Raw genomic sequence first — 19,198 nt, 5'->3', positions numbered from 1 at the left:
AAAGGGTTTATGTTTTTTCATCTATGGGAAATGACCCATAAACGGAAAAAGGGTGATGGGATGGAACGATTATTGGAATGGTTAGAGCGTATATCTGATTGGCTGTGGGGACCGCCGCTGATCATCTTGCTGACGGGGACGGGGCTGTATTTTACTATTTTGCTGAAAGGCTTTCAATTTCGCTATCCTTTATACATTTTCAAACAGACCATCGGCAGCGTAGGGAAAAAGCCGAAGGGAGAGGGCACGGTCACACCTCTTCAGGCATTGACCTCAGCCCTCAGTTCAACAATCGGTGCAGCGAACATTGTCGGTGTCCCTGCCGCTATTATGTTTGGAGGCCCCGGAGCGGTTTTTTGGATGTGGCTGATTGCCTTATTTGCCATGGCGATTAAGTTTTCTGAAAGTGTGCTTGCTGTTCATTACAGAGAAAAAAATGAGCAGGGGGAATTTGTAGGGGGACCGATGTATTACATAACAAAAGGGCTGCGCATGAAATGGCTCGGCGTATTTTTTTCTGTTGCGCTGATTGTGGAGCTGATTCCAAGCATTATGGTTCAGGGACATTCAGTTTCGGTCTCTCTGGCCGAAACGTTTTCTTTCAATAAAATATACGCGGGAATCGGCATTGCGTTTTTGATCGGGTTAGTGGTGATAGGAGGGGTAAAGCGGATCGGAAAAGTAACAGAGTTTATCGTTCCTCTTATGGCAGGGGCATACGCGGGAGCCGGGCTCCTGATTGTTCTCATGAATCTATCCTCAGTGCCGGCGTTCTTCTCTCTCGTCTTTTCGAATGCGTTTACTTCTTCTTCAGCAGTTGGAGGATTCGCAGGTGCTGCACTGGCTGAAACCGTTCGCTGGGGATTTGCCCGCGGACTGTATTCGAATGAAGCCGGAATGGGAACAGCCCCGATTGCACATGCGGCGGCAATGACTGATCACCCTGTGAGGCAGGGGTTCTGGTCTGTAATTGGCATTGTCATTGACACCTTGATTATCTGCACCACGACGGCTTTTGTTGTTCTAGCATCCGGTGTCTGGACAGGGGAGAATGCTTCAAATGACCCGGCAGCACTGACGACGGCTGCATTTCAGCACTATTTTGGTTCTGGCGGAGGGTACTTCGTCTCGATTTCCCTCGTCTTCTTTGTTGTATCGACTATTATGGTAGTCATTTTTTACGGCGTGAAGCAAGCTGAATTTCTGTTTGGGCGGCTGGCAGGACATGTGATCAAATTCGCTTATTTGGCTGCTATCATCATAGGTGCCGCGGGCGGAGCAAAAGCCATCTGGGGCTTTCTGGACTTAGCATTGGCTTTTATCCTCGTTCCGAATGTGATTGCGCTGCTGTTATTAAGCAGAAAGGTAAAAGCGCTGTATACCGAATTTTTTACATCTGAACAGTATTATCTGAAAGATAAGGGAAAAACGAAACAAGATTCTGTGTATCAAACAAAAGAAGCCAAACATTCTTAGTGTTTTGCTTTAGCGCCGAACTTTGCTTTGCTTTTGATGATCAAATAGATGAATACAGGCAGCAAAAGAGAAATCACTACATTGATGAACGGTTTGATTCTGTTAAAGTCGATCAGCTGATTTGTATTTAGGAAAAACCAAAAGCTGCATACGAGCGAAAACATGCCGGTTGGTGTATACATGGCTTTCAGGTCGATTTTTGAGTGCAAGAAGGAAAGTCCGTATACCACAATATAAAGCGAACCGGCTATCTTCACCATAATGACCGGAATCCATAAGGCCGCGATGATGAGATCTGATCGATCCAGGAAATCCGTAATGCGGATCTGCCTGATCACCATATAGGCAGGATCAAAGAAAGTAGATGTCAGATTGGGACCGAAGACTGAAATTGAAGAAAATAACATCACGGCAAGGAATAAAGCGCCCAGCAGTATTGCAATAATGGTGTGTTTCAGCGGGACGCTTCTGTTTGAAAAGAGAAGTGGGAGGATGATCAATTCTCCCATTGTGCCGAACGCATAAAAGCTTGATTGAAGGTATTGGATCGGCCCTTCAAAGACCGGCGTTACATTTTGCAGCTCAATTTGTGTGGCCAGTGTAAGGGGAAGAAGCAAAATCAAGGTGCCGAATGGAAATAAAAAAATCTGCGCCATTCTTGTCAACGTTTCTTTTCCCTCTCTGGCAATACAGATCGCCACAAAGATAATAACGCCGCCAAGAACAGCCATTGGTGTTCTCGGCAGAAATAAAATGTTAATTAAATTGATGAAAAAACGTATATCATGAGCGTTGATTAACAGGAAATATAAAGAAAACAGGAAAATAATAAACCGGCCGGCGATTGGCGAAGAGCGGCTCAATAGCTGATAGATATTTTGATCCTGATGCTTTTTCATCAGCCTGTGCATAAGCCAGAGCGCCGGAAAGACCAAGATGACGCCTAGGATATAGCTGTGCCAGGCGTTTTGTTTTGCCGATTCGATCATGAGGATCGGGGCATGCTTCAGTCCAACCGCTAACGTATAAAGCGCTCCGAAAAATAACCCTTGGTATGCAGAGGTCTTATCCATAAAGCACATCCTTTCTGTCATGTTCAAAACGTTATATATTTAAACAGGTGACCCAGCCGCGGAAGCAGGGGATTCACTCTCAAATAAATCCACAGAAAAGCACTTCCTGCTATCAGCAAGCTGAAGGCCCATTTCGTTGCTGCGGTAGCGGAACGAAAATTCTTCCATTCATATACGTAAATGGCAATGCACACAATCACTGTCTGTACGATATAGCTGATCATGCTGGCGCACCTCCATTAATGGCTGATCGTTTTATACAAGACACCGCCTTGCTCAATCGTCATAATTGGGTTGACGTGAATCTCCATGTCCTTGTAGACCTCATCCCATTCCTTTCTCAGCAGATCCTTCGTGATGTCCATGCTTCTTATCGTTTGGTCTTGGAAGCCGGCCGGGTCCGCCTTTAGCTTTTGAAGCCGATGAACGGTGCTGATCACGTCTTTTTTAACAGCTCTGTTTAAAGCTTTTTGTATGATGTAAAAATGGTCATTCTCTCTCGTCTCATAAGTGGATTGGTTTTCCATAATAATTCCTTTGGCTCTGATCTCGATTGTCATCGACAGCTTTCCGTTTTTTTCAGCCGCATGAAAGGATGCATTGGACTTTTGAAGCTGAATGGACGCTTGCCCCATTTGATTGGGCAGGTCTAGGATGAATTCTGGCTGCCGTGCTTGATTCAGCAACATCAGGGCTGCTGTCATGTGTTCGTCTTTGAAAATATCCATCAATCTGTCCTTTTTAAAGATCGCAAGTCCGTCAATCTTCAAATTGGGCTTGCCTTTCCCTCCAGGCTTTGTTTTAGATGCGGAGATGACCGGTGCATATGGATCACTGCCTTTTTCTACTAGGTCAGACATGAATCTGCTTAAAAAAACGGGGCGGCTCGTTGCCATAATGGCCAGCTCCCGAATCATTTCCGCCGAAAACTGTTCAAGCTGAACATCGGTGTTTAAAATGTCCCGCGCTTCTCCCCGGCTGATTAAAAGAAGCGCCGTTAATCTGTTCTGCGGATTTCGCGTTAACATATCAAAGACTGGGGCGACGCCGTCCCTTGCCATATCCTCTCCAATCACGACCGTACGCCTGTGGGACGTATTGATCATCCGGGACAAGGAAGTTTGCAGCTTGCTGTTTGCTTCCTTAATCGTAGTGCCCGAAGCTGAATCCACATACCATGTCTTTGAACCGGCAGTTCCGCCTCCTCCACCTGTTTGTCCGCCTAATTTGCCAACCAAGGGAATTTGCATGGCTACTCGGTACTGATCTTTTTTCTTATCAATTGCAGAGCTGACGACAAAGGCGATGTCATTGATTTCTGTACGGTCCCAGCACCCTGTTAGAAGGATACAAACGAGAAGCGGCACAACACACTTATATATTGTTTTCTTCATCTTGAGGATCCTCTCTTTTCGCTCCCTTCTGTCCATTGCCGCGCGAATACGTGCCCGGCCTTCTGGTCATCGTCCACCACGGCGCCCGAACAAAAATATCTTTCACTTCCTCTCGTTTAAACGGAGAAATCCCGGATAAATAAGGAATGCCGAAAGATTGCAGCTTGCATAAATGGAGCACTAAGAGAATTGTGCCGAGCATAATGCCGAATATCCCGAAAATACTCGCCAAAAACATAAATGGGAAACGAAGCATCCTGATGGAGATGGCTAAATTAAACCGCGGAATCGTAAAGGAGGCGATTCCTGTTAACGATACGATGATCACCATCGGAGCTGACACAATTCCCGCCTCAACTGCGGCTGTCCCGATGACCAGTGCGCCGAGAATGCTGACGGTCTGGCCGATGGTTTTCGGGAGGCGCACCCCCGCTTCACGGAGAGCCTCAAAGGAGATTTCCATAATCAATGCCTCCACGATGGCGGGGAAAGGAATCGGTTCACGCGCAGATGCCACGCTGAACATTAAGTTTGTCGGCATTAAGTCCTGATGGTATGTAATAACGGCAACATAAATAGCCGGCAAATATAAAGCAACGAATAAAAACATATAGCGAAGCCAGCGGATTAAGTTAGACATCAAATAACGCTCATAGTAGTCTTCACTGGCCTGCATCAGCTGCCAAAACGTAATTGGGCCTGTTAAGACAAAAGGCGTATTATCTGTAAAAATGGCAAAACGGCCTTCGAGCAGCTGGGCGGCAACGGTATCGGGCCTTTCCGTGTATTGCAGCTGGGGGAAAGGAGAGTACGTGTCGTCCTCGATAAACTCCTCAATATATCCGCTTTCTAACACGGAATCAATCTTGATGTTTTTGATTCTCTTTTTCACTTTGTCAATGACCTTTGGATCCGCAAGCCCGTCAATATAGGCCAAGACAATGTCGGTTTTGGTTTTGGTGCCGATTTTAAAAGAGAGCATTTTGAGCTGAAACGTTTTGACCCGAAAGCGCACAAGGGCTGTATTAACCCTGAGGCTTTCAGTGAAGCCCTCTCGCGATCCTCTGATGGTCGATTCCGTTATCGGTTCTTCGATGCTTCTTCTTTGCCCGCCTTTTATTTTTAAGATCAGGCATTTTGAATGTTTGTCGGCAAATAAAACCGCGTTTCCTTCAATGATGGATGAAGCCACTTTAGATAAGCTTGTTTCTGCCGTGACGCTTGAAATCGATAGTGTATTTTGCAGCGCTTCTTCATGTTCTTCTATCTGGTCTGTCAAATGCCTTAAGAAAGGACGGAGAGCGTGATCCTGTATGTGTTCAGATTTTACAATTCCTTCGATATAAACAATAAATCCACACAGTCCGCTTCCAAAATCAAATTGTCTAAAAACAATGTCTGAGCAGCCTTCTGTTAATAAAGTCAGATGATCGAGGTTTTCCTTCAAATCGGGAGAAATCGGCCTGTCCTGATTGTCTTCAAGCTCTTTGATGAGCTGCAGCGCTTTGTCGTGTTTATTCATGAGGGTCACCCTGCTTTTTCAATGTCTTTATTTAATAAGTGCTCGTGACTTTTAGGGTAACCTTGTCTGTTTCAGATATTCCGGACTAGGATGAAAGCGCTATAAAAAATTGTTGACTACATGTATATACAAGAATACAATATAATCATAAGTTGTATATACAAGTTATCAACGAATACGGAGGGGTTGGCATGGGGGAACTGAACAGATCGGCACGGCAGATTGTCGAAGCAGTCGGCGGTGCTGAAAATATTGCAGCGGCAACTCATTGTGTGACACGTTTGCGTTTTGCATTAATAGATGAGAGCAAGGTTGACCAAGAGGAACTTGATCAAATTGACGTTGTAAAAGGGTCGTTTTCGACAAACGGGCAATTTCAGGTCGTAATCGGCCAGGGAACGGTCAACAAAGTATATGCTGAACTGGTCAAGGAAACGGGGATTGGCGAGTCAACAAAGGATGAAGTGAAGAAGGCTTCAGAAAAAAATATGAATCCTTTTCAGCGTGCTGTGAAAACGCTTGCAGATATTTTTATTCCCATATTGCCTGCGATTGTCACGGCGGGCCTCTTGATGGGGATCAACAACATTTTAACGGCTCAGGGCATTTTCTTCAGCACCAAATCGATTGTGCAGGTCTATCCGCAATGGGCTGATCTTGCTAATATGATTAACCTGATTGCGGGCACAGCCTTTACGTTTCTGCCTGCGCTAATCGGCTGGTCTGCGGTCAAACGGTTTGGCGGCAATCCGCTGCTTGGCATTGTGCTCGGCGTGATGCTCGTGCATCCTGATTTGCTGAACGCGTGGGGCTACGGGGCCGCAGAACAAAGCGGAAAGATTCCGGTATGGAATTTGTTCGGACTTGAGGTACAGAAAGTCGGATATCAGGGGCAGGTGCTTCCGATTTTGTTAGCCTCCTATATGCTGGCGAAGATTGAAGTATTTCTAACAAAGCGAACACCTGAAGGCATACAGCTGCTCGTCGTCGCACCGATAACGCTACTTGTAACAGGCTTTGCCTCTTTTATTATTATCGGTCCGGTTACATTTGCGATTGGAAATGTGCTGACTTCAGGGCTTATCTCGGTGTTTGGTTCTTTTGCCGCGCTGGGTGGTTTGTTATATGGCGGTTTCTACTCGGCGCTCGTGATTACCGGCATGCATCACACGTTTCTGGCAGTCGACCTGCAGCTCATCGGCTCAAAGCTTGGCGGCACATTTTTATGGCCGATGCTGGCGCTTTCTAATATCGCGCAAGGTTCGGCTGCACTGGCCATGATGTTTATTGTGAAGGATGAGAAACAAAAAGGCCTCTCCCTCACATCAGGGATTTCTGCATATTTAGGCATTACAGAGCCTGCCATTTTCGGGGTGAATCTTCGGTACAGGTTCCCGTTTATTATTGCGATGATCAGCTCAGGGCTGGCCGGAATGTATATTTCTTCTCAAGGTGTGCTGGCAAGCTCCGTCGGTGTCGGCGGCGTGCCGGGGATTTTCTCAATCATGAGCCAGTACTGGGGGGCGTTTGCTATCGGGATGGCTATTGTATTGATCGTGCCGTTTGCCGGAACATACGCGTATGCGAGATTCAAACATAAATAACCAATGGGGAGCGGGGCGTGTTGAACGTTCCCTTTTCCCGTTGTCAATTTAAATATGGTGGTGGAGACAGATGAAAACAGAACAAACGCCATGGTGGAAAAAAGCTGTGGTCTATCAAATTTATCCGAAAAGCTTTAACGATACGACAGGAAACGGTGTCGGAGATCTAAACGGCATTATTGAAAAGCTTGATTACTTAAAAACACTTCAGGTGGATGTGCTTTGGCTGACACCGATTTATGATTCACCGCAGCATGATAATGGATATGATATTCGGGATTATTACTCGATTTATCCTGAATACGGGACGATGGAGGATTTTGAGCGGCTAGTGTCCGAAGCGCATAAAAGAGACCTGAAAGTCGTCATGGATCTTGTTGTCAACCATACGTCAACAGAGCACAAATGGTTTCGAGAGGCAATTTCTTCAAAAAACAGCCCGTACCGTGACTTTTATATATGGAAAAACCCGCAGGAAAACGGTGCTGCCCCGACGAACTGGGAATCGAAATTCGGCGGCTCAGCCTGGGAGCTTGACGAAGCATCGGGCCAATACTATTTGCATCTGTTTGATGTGACGCAGGCTGATTTGAATTGGGAAAATGAAGAGGTCAGAAAGCATGTCTATGACATGATGCATTTTTGGTTTAAAAAGGGAATAGACGGCTTCAGGCTGGATGTCATCAACCTGATTTCTAAGGATCAGCGCTTTCCGAATGCGGAAGACGGTGGCGACGGCCGTTCCTTTTACACTGACGGCCCGCGGGTGCACGAATTTCTGCATGAAATGAACGAAAGGGTGTTTTCCCTTTATGACAGCATGACGGTCGGTGAGATGTCTTCAACCACGGTAGCCCATTGCATCCGGTATACGAATCCCAACAATAAAGAACTTGATATGACGTTCAGCTTCCATCATCTCAAGGTTGACTATCCAAACGGTGAAAAATGGGCCTTGGCGCCGTTTGACTTTTTGAAGCTGAAGGAGATCCTCTCCGAGTGGCAGACGGGGATGCACGCTGGAGGAGGATGGAATGCTCTGTTCTGGTGCAACCACGATCAGCCGCGCGTTGTATCAAGATATGGAGATGACGGCGCATACAGGGTGAAATCAGCGAAAATGCTTGCGACCGCCATTCACATGATGCAGGGCACGCCTTATATTTATCAGGGCGAGGAGCTGGGGATGACAAATCCGAAGTTTACTGACATCAGCTCCTACCGGGATGTCGAATCGCTGAACATGTATCACACCTTTAAGGAAAAGGGAATGGCTGAACAAGAGATCAATGCGATTTTACAGGCGAAGTCCCGAGACAATTCCAGAACGCCTGTTCAATGGGATGCTACGGAGAATGGCGGTTTTACAACGGGCACGCCATGGATACCGGTTGCCGGCAACTATCGGGAAATCAATGCCGAAGCGGCGCTGAAGGACCAAAACTCGGTGTTTTACCATTATCAAAAGCTGATTCAGATTCGTAAAACGTATGACATAGTGACAGATGGGACGTATGAGTGCATTGCAAAGGATGACCCGAACATTTTTGCGTATCTCAGACACGGCAGCAATGAAAAGCTGCTTGTGATCAATAATTTTTACGGAAGAGAGGCAGCCTTTACACTGCCGGACTCTATAAAGCCTGACGAATGGAAGGCAGAGGTGCTGCTGACGAACGATGATGTGAGGGAACAGCTGCAGAACATGACGCTCCGTCCGTATGAGTCCATTGTTTATCGTTTAACGAAACCGTGTTAAACTAAGCTGGGTGGTCCATAATGAAGGTGAACAAATTCATCACAATCTATAAAGACATCGCACAGCAAATTGAAGGCGGCCGATGGAAAGCGGAGGAGATTCTTCCCTCTGAACACGAGTTGGCCGCACAATACAGTACATCGAGAGAAACGGTCCGAAAGGCGCTTCACATGCTTGCGCAAAACGGCTATATCCAGAAAATCAGAGGGAAGGGCTCCGTCGTCCTCAACCGTGAAAAAATGCAATTTCCCGTATCAGGCCTTGTCAGCTTCAAGGAGCTCGCGCAAACGCTTGGCAAAGAAACGAAAACAACTGTACACAAATTCGGGCTGGAGCCTCCGTCAGAGCTCATCCAAAAACAGCTTCGTGCTCAGCCGGAAGACGATATTTGGGAGGTCATCAGGTCAAGAAAAATTGACGGGGAACATGTGATTTTGGACAAGGATTACTTTTTCAGAAAGCATGTGCCGCACCTGACGAAAGAAATTTGTGAAAACTCTATATATGAATATATAGAAGGGGAACTGGGTCTTTCAATCAGTTATGCCCAAAAAGAAATTGTTGCCGAGCCGTGTACGGATGAAGACAGGGAGCTGCTTGATTTACGCGGCTATGACCATATGGTCGTGGTGAGAAACTACGTCTTTTTGGAGGATACGAGCCTGTTTCAATATACGGAAAGCAGACACCGCCTGGACAAATTCCGATTTGTCGATTTTGCGAGGCGGGGAAAATGAAAGTAGCGCCTGCCTGCGGCAGCGCGCTTTTTTTGTTGGTATCAAAATTGATACTATCCAACAAAAATGTGCGTACTTTTACTTTTTATCATAATGGCTACAATAGAGATGAGAGTAACCAAAAGGAGAGGTGTTTAACATGGCAGATCTAAAGAAACAAATTCTCGATGCATACCATTTCAGACATGCAACAAAGGAATTTGACCCGAATAAAAAAGTATCAGACAGTGATTTTGAATTTATTTTAGAAACAGGAAGACTGTCTCCGAGCTCACTTGGCCTTGAGCCTTGGAAATTTGTCGTCGTGCAAAATCCGGAATTCCGCGAGAAGCTTCGCGAATACACATGGGGCGCACAAAAGCAGCTTCCGACCGCAAGCCATTTCGTCCTGATTCTTGCGCGTACAGCGAAGGATATCAAATATAATGCGGATTACATCAAACGTCATTTAAAAGAAGTAAAACAAATGCCTCAGGACGTATACGAAGGCTATCTCAGCAAAACAGAAGATTTCCAGAAAAATGATTTGCATTTGCTTGAAAGTGATAGAACACTGTTTGACTGGGCATCCAAACAAACCTATATCGCGCTTGGCAACATGATGACTGCCGCTGCGCAAATCGGTGTTGATTCTTGCCCTATCGAAGGCTTCCAGTATGACCACATTCACCGCATTCTTGAAGAAGAAGGCCTGCTGGAAAACGGAAGCTTCGATATTTCTGTGATGGTGGCGTTCGGCTACCGTGTGAGAGACCCTCGCCCGAAAACAAGATCTGCTGTTGAAGATGTTGTGAAGTGGGTGTAATAAAGAAAGCTGCTCGATAACGAGCAGCTCTTTTTTATGCCTGATTCGCTTTATTCTGTTTTCTTCTCTGATGCCAGTACATAGCTGTTCCGAGTGCACTGATCAGAAATCCGGCCAAGAGGATCGAGTACATGGAGGTGGCTGTGTCCGGTAGCAGGCCGCCAGCCGGGTCGTCTGCACCTGATCCGCCCGATCCGTTTCCTCCAGAGCCGTTTGTCGGTTCAGTGCCGAGAGGTGTATCATGTCCTCCGTTTCCATCAGTCGGCTGTTTTCCGCCGGGTTTGTCGGAGCCTCCGCCATTGCTGCCGTCATCACCGCCTGTCGGCTGATCGGATGGGAATGCCGGCGGTTTGTTGTTTTCACCGGAATTTAAGATCGTGTATTCGCTGAAGTGGTTTGTATATCCTGTCACCATATCATTGTCAACTGATCCGTTTTCTGTCTTTGTGAATGCTTTCTTTTTCCGGTCAACATGGTAAATCGCAGGGTTATGGGCTTCTTCAATATCAAACATGCGAAGCGAAAGCTGCACAGGCTCCTTGAATGATTTTATTTCTTTTCCTTTTTGTTTCACTGTAAAGTCATATACATCTGCCAGTGAAACATTCAATTCTCCCGTAGATTTGATCCCAATTGCAGTATCGGCGGTTTTGAGATTTGCCATTGGCAGCTTCATGCTGTACCAGTAGTTGAACACCGTCAATGAAGGATCTGACTCTCTTTCTTTTAAACGTTTGACCTGGTCTTTTTTCACTTTTAGATTAATAGGCTTCTCTTGAGATCCTTCAGGTGTTTCATAATAGACAGACGGCGTATTTGCATTTTTAGCATAAATCGCAAATTTGTCCTCATCAAGTGTCCAGCTGCCGTCCTTCTGCTTTGTTGGCAGGAAGACTTCTTTGATGCGTCCTTCGATTTTAGGAGAGACCTTGTTTCCTAGTTTTTTCAGCTGTTCAGTGAAAATCTCATAATCCACGTAGCCAAGGTCTTCACCATGGGATGCCTTTGTGAAGACAGAGTATCCGTCTCCTCCGGCGCCGACAAAATTATTCGTTGCCACGCGGTAGGTATCATCCGTATTCAGATCAACTTTGTCTCCGTTAGGCGATTCGAATTTCACGTCTAAAACACGGTGTCCAGGTTCGTTGTTTAAGGTAAAGGTATATTCGATTCCGGCCACCTGAGGGAAGGCGCCGCCTCCGTTTTCCACATTGCTTAAGCCTTGTTCAAGGGCTTCTTTGATTTGCTTTCCGGTCAAATCGGCCACGTAAAGCGTGTTGCCGAACGGCATCACGTTCAGCACCTCGCCGAGTGTGATGTCGCCTTTGTCAATGCCGGCTCTGATGCCGCCGCCATTTGTTATCGCGATTCTGGCGCCGGCTGCTTCTTTCGCTTTTGCCAGCATGCCGTCCGCAATGAAGTTTCCGAGATTGGTTTCCTTCGTGCGCACATGCTCACGCTGGCCGTCAAGCGCGACATCCGTGTAGCCGACTTTTTCATTTTTCACGTCCTCTAATTCAGTTTTGAACTGATCGAGCTCTTTTTTTGCTTCTGCGTTTTCTTCTGTATGTTCATCAATCGGCAGCACGCTCAGATTTGATTTGTCTGTTTGCACCACACCGTTTTCATCAAATGCGACATCAACACGTCCCAAGTATTGGCCGTATTCTTTGGCTTGCGCCACGATCGTCGGCTCTTCGTTGTCCACGACCTCCATTTTGTCAACGAGGGTGTGGGTGTGTCCGCCGATGATCAAGTCAATGCCTTTAACTTTTTTGGCTAGCTCAAGGTCTCGGTTATGCCCGATATGGGTTAAAGCAATAATTTTGTTTACTTTTTCTTCTTCTTGAATCGCTTTGACGGTGTTTTGTGCTGTTTCAAAGGCATCATTGAAAACGATGCTTTTGCCCGGGCTTGATGTGGTGGCCGTATCTTCGGTTGTCAGTCCGAATACGGCGACCTTCTCACCGTCAACATCTAACAGAATGTAAGGGTGGATGCCGGGCTCTTTCTTTTCACCTGCCGTAAAGGTTTGCGGCTTTTTGACATACGCTGCAAGCTTAGGCTCATTTGACACATCTACGTTAGCGCTGACGAACGGAAATTCAGGTGCTTCAAAGTGATAGCGGTTCGCCGGGTCGACGGTTGTGATGTTTCCGCTGAGAAAATCAGAAAGCACTGCCGGCCCTTTATCAAACTCGTGGTTTCCGAAGGTCATGGCGTCATAGCCCATCATATTCATCATTTTCAAATCGGCTAAACCGTTCCATTTTGTGAAATACAGATCCCCGGAAAACACGTCTCCTGCATCAAGGAGAATGTGATGGTCTGTTTCGTTTCGTACTTCGTTAATTTTCGTCATTCGTCTCGCTGCGTTATCGAGGTGGGCGTGCGTATCATTGGTGTGCATGACAGTCAGGTCCCACAGTCCGTCTTTAGGAGGATCAGGAGCTGGGTCATCATCGAATTGCAGCTTGTACACACCATAGCCATTATTTGCAGATTCGCCTACATAAGCGACATCGTCTGCTTTATCGGCAAACGGCTTGGCCAAAAGCGAGGATTCAAACGTCAAATTGGTTCCGGAAACAGGCGCGATTGACCAGTTATTGTCTGCTTTTGGATTAACTGTTTTTTGTTCGATAATATAATCCATCAGCACCTGCCTGTTTTCAACCGCAGAGCCGTGAACAATCTTATCGCTCGTCAGGTGAGGGAATCCGCCGCCTCCGGACGCACGATAATTATTGGTGACAACGAGAAATTCCTGGTTTGGGCTGATCGGTTTGCCTTCATAGGAAAGATTGATGATCCGGGATGAGTTCGCATTGATCACTTTTCCGTTCTCATCGTATTTCGCCGGTTTTGTGACATCTACCTGATAGGTGACGCCGTCCATCACGTCAAAATTATAGGAGCGGAAATTCTCATTCAGCAAGGCTTGATCCCCGCCTTTTGACGGATCAATTTGATTGAACTGGCCAGCTGACATCTCCAGCCAGTCCTTGACTTCGCTTCCTGTCAGCTTGACGATCTGAACGGTATTATCGTACAAATACAAGTCACCGACGTTTTTAATGGCGAGATCACCGGCCGGAATGTTCGTATAGTAGTTGGCTCCGTTTCTGCCGCCTGCTTTAAACGGCGCTCCGGCGGATAAAATCGGCAGGTCCTTGTACTCGGTATCCTTCATCTCTTTTTCGGCATACCATTTTTGCGCATCGGTCACAATCTGAATGGATGGGTCATCTTTGACCTGTGCAAAGAAGCTGTTAATATCTGCTTCTGTTTTGCCGACCGGTTTTCTGACATATTCCAATGTGTTTTGGTGTGTTTGCTGAATGGTGCTTGTGACGGTTTCATTTCGTGATGTGACATTGCCGGCAATGGATTCAATACTGCCTTTGGAATCTGCCACCTTCCATGAACCGTCCGTCTTTTCAAGTTTGAGGTCTATCACGCCTAAGTATTTGCCCCAGCTGCTCGGCATGACGACAGGAATGCCGTTAATGGTCCCTTTTTCAACATCGAATTGGGCAGCACCCGCATACTCGGCGGATGGGAAGAGTCCGTGCTGATGGCCCGAGATGATGGCGTCAATGCCTTTCGTTTTGGTGGCAAGGTCAAACACGGCATTTTCTGCGCCTGACGATTGAGCCTGCTTTTCAATGCCGGTGTGGGCGAGGGCAATAATAACCTCTGCGCCTTCCGCCTTCATTTTCGGAATCGTTTCATTGGCGGATTCTACGATATCCTGCACCTGCACCTGACCTTCGAGGTTCTTTCTATCCCACGTCATGATTTGCGGCGGGACGAAGCCTATGTAGCCGACCTTTACTTTCTGTTCTTGGCCGTTTTCGTCAGTAACGGTTTTTTCTTTAATGACATACGGCGTAAAACGATTTTCACCGTTTGTTGTTTTGACGTTGGCATTTACAATCGGGAAATCGGCTCCCTTGATCGTGCCGTCGAGAAAATCGAGCCCGTAGTTGAATTCATGATTGCCCAGTGTGCCGGCGTCGTATTTCAGCGCATTCATCACGCTGATGATCGGGTGGGTTTTCGAGCCGGAGATAATGTCGTTTTTTTCATATTTCACCGCGTATTCACCCAGCGGATTCCCTTGGATCAAGTCGCCATTATCAACGAGCAGGGTGTTTGGGTTTTCCTGGCGGTGCTTTTGGATCAGCTGGGCCGTCCTCGCCAGCCCGAAATCCGCCGTTTCTTTGTCGCTGTAGTAATCGTAATCCATCATGTTGGCATGAATATCAGTCGTGGCCAAAATACTCAGATGCACTTGAGGAGCCGCGCTTTCTTCTGCATGAATGGGTGGTGTTGGGAGGATTAGGCTAAGTATCATAATTGGGGGCAAAAGAATACGGAGAATGTTACCGACGTGTGTTCGTCTTTTCTGTATTCTCACCAGTTCTCCACCTTTCAACGAAATTTGTGTTACAGCTCCTATTGTAAGAATATTTTGTAACTATTTGTAGGTGTTTCTTTATGATTATTGTAAAAGGGAGAAAAATGAGTATTATGTAATGGCATCTATCGATGAATTTTGGGTATTTATGCTTAGTGTATGCCGGATCTGAAGAATGTTTATTTTAGTGTGGCTGGGGTAGAGTGTTTTATGTAGTCATATTAAGCGGGAGGTTATGAATCATGGGGAAAAAAATTGCAGTTGTTTTGACAGATTATTTTGAGGACAGCGAGTACACGGAACCAGCGAAAGCTTTTAAAGAAGCGGGACATGAACTGACTGTCATCGAAAACGAAAAAGGAAAAACAGTAAAAGGCAAGCAGGGGAACGCGGAAGTGACAGTTGACGCGTCCATTGACGATGTCAACCCTTCAGACTTTGATGCGCTTTTGATTCCAGGAGGATTTTCACCAGACCAGCTTCGCGCAGATGACCGTTTCGTCCAATTTACGAAAGCGTTTATGACTGACAAAAAACCGGTATTTGCGATTTGCCACGGCCCGCAGCTCTTAATCAACGCAAAAGCGCTCGATGGCCGAAAAGCGACAGGCTATACGTCTATTCGTGTTGACATGGAAAACGCGGGTGCCGACGTTGTGGACCAGGAAGTGGTCGTTTGCCAAAATCAATTGGTCACAAGCCGCACACCGGACGACATTCCGGCATTTAACCGCGAATCTCTCGCATTGCTTGAGAAATAAGAAAAACGGACGCCCAGGGCGTCCGTTTTTTATGAATGACAGCGTGGAGCAGCCGTCAGTTTTTTGTATCTGTAATACAGGAAGGCGGCTGCAGCTGTACCGATGACTGCTATGCCGAAGTCGAACATAAAGATATGGGCGGTGCCTCCCGCTTGTGCGATAAGCCCGGTGGCAATCGGCAGCAGAATCGACGCGAGGCTTGAAGCGGTAGCAACAATGCCGGTAACGGTTCCTTTTCGCTTCCAAAAAAGCTCTGTCATTAATGTAATGGTAATCTGAAACACACCCGCGGTTGAAAATCCTAAGAAAAAGGCGGTGATGTCCAGCACCAATGGCACATGAACCGTCAGCATAACCGCAAGCGTACATAACGTAATAACAGGATACAAGAGCGTAATCATGACTGGCTTAACCCATCTGTTCAGCAGAAGGGCTAATAATAAAACGGATGTCAGAGATCCTATACTGTAATAGCTCAGCAATTGCACGGATGCTGTTTCAGCTAAACCGGCAGCCTTTTGCGCGTAGCTCGGGAGCCAGATTTGAGAAACGGTAAATAAAGCCGTTGATGTAAAACCGATAATGATCAGTGCAGTGCCTTCTTTCTGAAAAACAGGTTCAGACAAGAAGGCGGGAGAATCCTGGTGGCCGCTGTTAGTTGGCTTCTCCTGTTTCTTAGGAAACGAAAGCGTTGATAAATAAACGATATTCAGCGCATACACTGCTGCCGGGAGATAAAAAGCAAATCCGTAAAACATGCTGTGGTCTGCTAAAAATGTGATCAAAAGCGGCAAAAGTGCGGCCCCGACAGACATAAAGGCTTTGACCAAAACATTCGCCGAGCCGGAAGCTTTCGGGAAGAGCTCGGTTAAAGCCGGATATGTTCCGGCGTCCATTGCTGAATTAGCGATTCCGGCTAATAAGGCGAACACAAACGCCAGTTCATAGCTCGGTGATAAAGGAATACCGACTAAAAAGACGGCCATAATTCCCGCAGAAGCGACAACAAGCGGCTTTCTTCCAATCTTATCTGACAAAACACCGGAAATGCCGTATGTCAGAAGCTTGCCGAACCCGATAGCGGCAATGACATAACTGATGCCGGTCGGATCGGTATTCCACTGTTTTGTTAAAGAGGACATATTGGATGCGAGAATGATGTTGACCATCCCCAGAAAGAAGTAGTTGATATACATTCCGGATGCAGTTTTAATAGATGTCGTTTTCATGCTTGTACTCCTTCAAATCTTTTTCGGGCATGACTGTTTTTTGATGTTATAGACGTTATGTCTTGGCCAGTCAATGTGTTTTCCTTATTAAACATGACGCCTGTCTTTAGGAAATTTGGTTTTGGGGCAATGATAAAAAAGACTCGCCGAGTTTTCGGCCAGTCTCCATTATTTACGAAGTGAGGCAAGTTCTTGAGCAATCGCCTGCATTTCACTTGGGCTGAATGAGTCCTTTCTCATCACCATGCTGTGGAGGTACGTGAGGTCTTCGATCTTTTCATCACTGAAATCCTCCGCTTTGATCACGCCGACATTCAGCATGTTCAGTTTTTGGGAAATGTCTTCAATCATTTGAGTTAACGTTTCTGTATTTGGGCTGGACAAATGGCTCCATCCTTTCTTTACGCGAGATTCGGTATGTTTTATTCTAACAGAATTCGTTCAGAAAAAAACCCTATTCTAAAAGCTGCCCGTTGATTTCAAAAAAGTGGAGACATCAGTTGAAAAGAAAATGAACATCCTACTAAGATATTCATGAAGGTTTCTTTTAAGAGAAATATGGGCAAAGAATAGGGAGGTTGCACAACATGGTAAGCGTATTATTTGTTTGTTTGGGAAACATTTGCCGGTCTCCGATGGCGGAAGCGATTTTTCGGGACTTGGCAGCCCAAAAAGGTTTAGAGGGGAAAATCAAGACGGACTCAGCCGGTATCGGTGGGTGGCACATCGGCAAACCGCCGCATGAAGGAACGCAGGAGATATTGCGCAGAGAAGGAATCAGCTTTGAGGGCATGCTGGCGCGTCAAGTCAGCGAACAGGATCTGTCTGATTTTGATTACATCATTGCGATGGATGCAGAAAATATCGGGAGCCTCAGAAGCATGGCGGGTTTTAAGAACACCCCGCATATCAAAAGGCTTTTGGACTATGTTGAAGATTCAGATCTTGCCGACGTTCCCGATCCTTACTACACAGGGAACTTTGAAGAGGTCTCCCAATTAATCAAATCGGGTTGTGAGCATCTGCTTGCATCCATTCAAAAAGAAAAACAATTGTGAGTGAAAGGAGAATTTGCATGAACAATGAACGTTTAATGCTGAAAGGTATATTTCTCGGAGCTGCGGCAGGCGCGGCGTTATCGCTGCTCCATAAGCCGACAAGACAGGCATGCGGTATGAGATGGCTGACATGCAAGCATAAACTTTCACTGTACAAAAGCAATCCAGAACTGCTGAAAAATACCATAATCACAAAAGTGGATAAGGCCAAGAAGCTCGCCCAAACGCTTTCAGATGAAGTCGGCTTTGTGAATCAGCAAGTGAAAGAGCTGAAGAAAACAACGCCGCAAGTGATGGAGCTTGTGCAAGAAACAAAAGAGCATTTTACAAAAAAATGATCAAACATGTGAGGTGAGACGGACATGAATTTTTTGAAAGAGCTTTTCAGCCGATACACCCTTCATGAGGGGCAAAGCAAATCAGCGGAGCTGGCGTATTTTTTTCTATTGTCACTGTTTCCGTTTTTGATTTTTATGCTGACGCTCACCGCATATCTTCCGCTTTCTACCGATGATGTGCTGGGAGTTGTCGAACAATATGCTCCCGACAGTGCGATGTCCCTCGTTGAATCCATTACCCATCAAACCTTAAATAATCGAAATGGCGGTTTGCTGTCATTCGGGATTATCGCGGCTTTATGGTCTGCGTCTAATGGAATGAACGCCATCGTCCGATCGTTAAATCATGCGTATGATGTGGAGGAAAACCGCTCTTTTATCATTGTTCGTCTAACCTCAATTTTTCTGACAATCGCCATGGTATTTACCATTTTAGTAGCCTTGCTTCTGCCGGTATTTGGCCGCCAGATCGGGATACTCGCTTCAGACTTTGTCGGTGCATCGGACCTGTTTTTATCCGTTTGGGAGGCGGTTCGCTGGGGTGTCAGCCCGCTTGTGCTGCTGATCGTCTTTTCCGCCCTGTATGTCATCGCGCCGAACAAAAAGCTGTCCCTCCGCTTTGTCATGCCGGGTGCGGTGTTTGCGACGATCGGCTGGATCGTTGTCAGCACCTTGTTTTCATTTTATGTCAGCACATTTGCGAACTACAGCGCCACATATGGAAGCATCGGGGGAATCATTGTCCTGATGATTTGGTTTTACTTGAGCGGCATCTTAATTATCCTGGGAGGAGAAATCAACGCTCTTTTACATAAACGTAAAAAGCTTCCTGATGAAAATCCCTATCAATAGCACACCCTATAAACGAACTGCGGTTCAAAAAGATGTCGGGGGGCTATCGTAATGACCAAGCATACGAAAAAAGGCGGAAGCCACAACAAACAAAATTCGAAAAGCAAATCAAGCAATAAAACAAGCGGAAGCGCCAACGGACAAAACGGCTATCATTAGCATAAAAG

At 46.3% G+C, this 19,198-nt stretch carries 16 protein-coding genes; 9 read left to right on the top strand and 7 right to left on the bottom strand.

The genetic code is table 11. The annotated features are described in order from the left end of the window. The first annotated feature begins 60 nt into the window (after window positions 1-60). Window positions 61-1,476, top strand: a complete 1,416-nt coding sequence (locus tag MOC09_RS08510) for an alanine/glycine:cation symporter family protein (protein ID WP_268360960.1) — start codon at window positions 61-63, stop codon at window positions 1,474-1,476. Here MOC09_RS08510 and MOC09_RS08505 read toward each other — a convergent pair. From MOC09_RS08505 to MOC09_RS08490, 4 genes are read right to left on the bottom strand one after another with little or no spacing between them, the layout of a single operon-like run. Beyond that, window positions 1,473-2,549, bottom strand: a complete 1,077-nt coding sequence (locus MOC09_RS08505; protein ID WP_268360958.1) for an endospore germination permease — start codon at window positions 2,547-2,549, stop codon at window positions 1,473-1,475. The two genes, MOC09_RS08510 and MOC09_RS08505, sit on opposite strands and share 4 nt — an antisense overlap. Before the next feature lie 23 nt (window positions 2,550-2,572). Then, window positions 2,573-2,773 carry a hypothetical protein gene (locus MOC09_RS08500; protein WP_044163621.1) on the bottom strand — a complete coding sequence of 67 codons (201 nt, stop codon included), beginning with the start codon at window positions 2,771-2,773 and terminating at the stop codon, window positions 2,573-2,575. A gap of 15 nt (window positions 2,774-2,788) precedes the next feature. Next, complete coding sequence (locus MOC09_RS08495; protein ID WP_268370193.1) at window positions 2,789-3,943, bottom strand: Ger(x)C family spore germination protein; 1,155 nt, start codon at window positions 3,941-3,943, stop codon at window positions 2,789-2,791. Beyond that, on the bottom strand, window positions 3,924-5,465 hold the full coding sequence (locus MOC09_RS08490) for a spore germination protein (RefSeq protein ID WP_268360955.1): 1,542 nt from the start codon (window positions 5,463-5,465) through the stop codon (window positions 3,924-3,926). The genes MOC09_RS08495 and MOC09_RS08490 overlap by 20 nt, the downstream gene beginning before the upstream one ends. 191 nt (window positions 5,466-5,656) lie before the next feature. Here MOC09_RS08490 and treP point away from each other — a divergent pair, with 191 nt between their 5' ends. From treP to MOC09_RS08470, 4 genes are all read left to right on the top strand, one after another. Then, on the top strand, window positions 5,657-7,069 hold the full coding sequence (gene treP / locus MOC09_RS08485) for a PTS system trehalose-specific EIIBC component (RefSeq protein ID WP_268370191.1): 1,413 nt from the start codon (window positions 5,657-5,659) through the stop codon (window positions 7,067-7,069). Between the two features lie 70 nt (window positions 7,070-7,139). Next, window positions 7,140-8,828 (top strand): alpha,alpha-phosphotrehalase, encoded by a 1,689-nt coding sequence (gene treC / locus MOC09_RS08480; protein WP_268370189.1) that lies wholly within the window; start codon window positions 7,140-7,142, stop codon window positions 8,826-8,828. A gap of 20 nt (window positions 8,829-8,848) precedes the next feature. Next, complete coding sequence (treR, locus tag MOC09_RS08475; RefSeq protein WP_268370187.1) at window positions 8,849-9,565, top strand: trehalose operon repressor; 717 nt, start codon at window positions 8,849-8,851, stop codon at window positions 9,563-9,565. A gap of 139 nt (window positions 9,566-9,704) precedes the next feature. Further along, window positions 9,705-10,370 carry an NAD(P)H-dependent oxidoreductase gene (locus MOC09_RS08470; RefSeq protein ID WP_268360949.1) on the top strand — a complete coding sequence of 222 codons (666 nt, stop codon included), beginning with the start codon at window positions 9,705-9,707 and terminating at the stop codon, window positions 10,368-10,370. A 34-nt stretch (window positions 10,371-10,404) separates the two neighbouring features. Here MOC09_RS08470 and MOC09_RS08465 read toward each other — a convergent pair whose 3' ends face one another. Then, window positions 10,405-14,793: a multifunctional 2',3'-cyclic-nucleotide 2'-phosphodiesterase/3'-nucleotidase/5'-nucleotidase gene (locus MOC09_RS08465; protein ID WP_268370186.1), complete on the bottom strand. Its 4,389-nt coding sequence runs from the start codon at window positions 14,791-14,793 to the stop codon at window positions 10,405-10,407. Window positions 14,794-15,035: 242 nt separating this feature from the next. On the opposite strand from MOC09_RS08465, the gene yfkM reads away from it, so the two are divergent. Beyond that, window positions 15,036-15,554 (top strand): general stress protein 18, encoded by a 519-nt coding sequence (gene yfkM / locus MOC09_RS08460; RefSeq protein WP_268360947.1) that lies wholly within the window; start codon window positions 15,036-15,038, stop codon window positions 15,552-15,554. A gap of 29 nt (window positions 15,555-15,583) precedes the next feature. Here the strand turns inward: yfkM and MOC09_RS08455 are convergent, their stop codons facing one another. After that, on the bottom strand, window positions 15,584-16,783 hold the full coding sequence (locus tag MOC09_RS08455) for an MFS transporter (protein ID WP_268360945.1): 1,200 nt from the start codon (window positions 16,781-16,783) through the stop codon (window positions 15,584-15,586). Window positions 16,784-16,951: 168 nt separating this feature from the next. Then, window positions 16,952-17,167 carry a DUF1128 domain-containing protein gene (locus MOC09_RS08450; protein WP_268360943.1) on the bottom strand — a complete coding sequence of 72 codons (216 nt, stop codon included), beginning with the start codon at window positions 17,165-17,167 and terminating at the stop codon, window positions 16,952-16,954. 203 nt (window positions 17,168-17,370) lie between these two features. Between MOC09_RS08450 and MOC09_RS08445 the strand changes: the two genes are divergently transcribed. From MOC09_RS08445 to MOC09_RS08435, 3 genes are read left to right on the top strand one after another with little or no spacing between them, the layout of a single operon-like run. Continuing rightward, entirely contained in the window at window positions 17,371-17,841 is a 471-nt protein-coding gene (locus MOC09_RS08445) for a low molecular weight protein-tyrosine-phosphatase (RefSeq protein ID WP_268360942.1), read from the top strand. 17 nt (window positions 17,842-17,858) lie between these two features. Beyond that, window positions 17,859-18,179 carry a hypothetical protein gene (locus MOC09_RS08440; protein ID WP_268360941.1) on the top strand — a complete coding sequence of 107 codons (321 nt, stop codon included), beginning with the start codon at window positions 17,859-17,861 and terminating at the stop codon, window positions 18,177-18,179. 24 nt (window positions 18,180-18,203) lie between these two features. Further along, window positions 18,204-19,031, top strand: coding sequence for a YihY family inner membrane protein (locus tag MOC09_RS08435; RefSeq protein WP_268360939.1), 828 nt, complete (start codon window positions 18,204-18,206; stop codon window positions 19,029-19,031). Window positions 19,032-19,198 lie beyond the last annotated feature (167 nt).

The sequence above is a fragment of the Bacillus sp. N12A5 genome, assembly GCF_026790125.1.
In the GTDB taxonomy this organism is placed as follows: domain Bacteria; phylum Bacillota; class Bacilli; order Bacillales; family Bacillaceae; genus Bacillus.
The sequence above is the reverse complement of the archived record's forward strand: the minus strand, read 5'-3'. Positions and strand labels throughout refer to the sequence as shown.

Excerpts from the sequence above, each read along its gene's own strand:
- treP (WP_268370191.1), top strand. The coding sequence starts at position 5,657 with ATGGGGGAACTGAACAGATCGGCACGGCAGATTGTCGAAGCAGTCGGC.
- MOC09_RS08500 (WP_044163621.1), bottom strand. The coding sequence starts at position 2,773 with ATGATCAGCTATATCGTACAGACAGTGATTGTGTGCATTGCCATTTAC.
- MOC09_RS08505 (WP_268360958.1), bottom strand. The coding sequence starts at position 2,549 with ATGGATAAGACCTCTGCATACCAAGGGTTATTTTTCGGAGCGCTTTAT.
- MOC09_RS08455 (WP_268360945.1), bottom strand. The coding sequence starts at position 16,783 with ATGAAAACGACATCTATTAAAACTGCATCCGGAATGTATATCAACTAC.
- treR (WP_268370187.1), top strand. The coding sequence starts at position 8,849 with ATGAAGGTGAACAAATTCATCACAATCTATAAAGACATCGCACAGCAA.
- MOC09_RS08495 (WP_268370193.1), bottom strand. The coding sequence starts at position 3,943 with ATGAAGAAAACAATATATAAGTGTGTTGTGCCGCTTCTCGTTTGTATC.
- MOC09_RS08440 (WP_268360941.1), top strand. The coding sequence starts at position 17,859 with ATGAACAATGAACGTTTAATGCTGAAAGGTATATTTCTCGGAGCTGCG.
- treC (WP_268370189.1), top strand. The coding sequence starts at position 7,140 with ATGAAAACAGAACAAACGCCATGGTGGAAAAAAGCTGTGGTCTATCAA.
- MOC09_RS08435 (WP_268360939.1), top strand. The coding sequence starts at position 18,204 with ATGAATTTTTTGAAAGAGCTTTTCAGCCGATACACCCTTCATGAGGGG.
- yfkM (WP_268360947.1), top strand. The coding sequence starts at position 15,036 with ATGGGGAAAAAAATTGCAGTTGTTTTGACAGATTATTTTGAGGACAGC.
- MOC09_RS08470 (WP_268360949.1), top strand. The coding sequence starts at position 9,705 with ATGGCAGATCTAAAGAAACAAATTCTCGATGCATACCATTTCAGACAT.
- MOC09_RS08445 (WP_268360942.1), top strand. The coding sequence starts at position 17,371 with ATGGTAAGCGTATTATTTGTTTGTTTGGGAAACATTTGCCGGTCTCCG.
- MOC09_RS08490 (WP_268360955.1), bottom strand. The coding sequence starts at position 5,465 with ATGAATAAACACGACAAAGCGCTGCAGCTCATCAAAGAGCTTGAAGAC.
- MOC09_RS08510 (WP_268360960.1), top strand. The coding sequence starts at position 61 with ATGGAACGATTATTGGAATGGTTAGAGCGTATATCTGATTGGCTGTGG.